The 1,098-nt window shown below is 71.8% G+C and carries 1 protein-coding gene; it reads right to left on the bottom strand.

The features are described from left to right. A partial coding sequence (locus tag AC27VN_RS42115; protein ID WP_490880610.1) for an FAD-dependent oxidoreductase occupies nucleotides 1-1,098 on the bottom strand: 1,098 nt, incomplete at both ends.

The raw sequence follows: 1,098 nt of genomic DNA on the forward strand, positions 1-1,098 counted from the left end.
GTCGGCCGCCAGCGCGGCCGCGGTGCCGGCCGCCTGGCCCGTGAGCCAGCATTGCGGGATCTCGCGCATGAAGCCGTGCGAGTTGGTGTCGCACGAGATGTGCTTGCCCGCGGCGAGCACGCCGTCGAGCCGCTCGGGCACCAGCGCGCCGTAGGGCACCGAGATGTTCGGGAACTTCGGCGAGGGGCTGGGGCTGATGCCGATCTCGTCGGCCTCGACCGCGCCCGCGTCCCAGTCCGCGCGCCGCACGCTCTTCACGCCCGCGAGGCGTCGGCCATGCCGGGTGCCGATCTGCGGCGCCATCAGCATAGTCCAGGCCTGCTCGAAGCCCGGCGCATGCGCGCGGTAGAAGGCCAGGTGCTCGGCCATGCTGCGGCGCGACTCCCATTCGACCTGCGTCATCTCGTCGACGTCGAGCGCGCTGAAGCCCGACTTGCGCGGACCGAGGAAGGTGGCGACGTCGTCGCGCCAGGAGACGATGGGCTTCTCGAAGCTGCCCAGCGTCTCGCGCCCCTGTGCCAGCAGTGCCGAGTAGGCCTGCGGCTGGTGCGCGCGGAAGTCGAGCCAGCGCCGCATGTCGACGCCCGCGAACAGCCACGAGGTGTTGATGCAGTGGTGGATGTCGTGCGCATCGATGTCGGACGAGAAGGCCGCGCCCGCGGCGGCGTAGAGGTCGCCCTCGCCCGTGGTGTCGACCACCACGCGCGCGAGGATGGCGCGCCGGCCCTGCTTGCTCTCGAACACGGCGCCGGTCACGCGCCCGGCCTCGGCGATCGGCGCGACCATCCAGCCATGCAGGATTAGGTCGACGCCGGCCTCGCGCACCATCTGGTGATACACGCCCTTGAGCATCTCGGGGTCGATGGTCGGCGAATGGGTGACCACGCCATGGAAGGCGGCGGTGCGCAGCGACCAGTGCTCGGCCTTGGCGGCGTCGCGCGAACCCCAGTCCTCGCGCGGCGGGCCCGCGACGGCCTCGCGGCCCAGGCGGTCCATGAACTCGGCCGCCAGGCCCTGGATCACGTGCCGGCCCGACCAGTCGGTCATGCGGTCGATCCAGATCACGAGGCCGCCGGTCGACAGACCGCCCAGGTGGTT

The sequence above is a fragment of the Variovorax sp. 20P10.2.4 genome, from assembly GCF_058244205.1.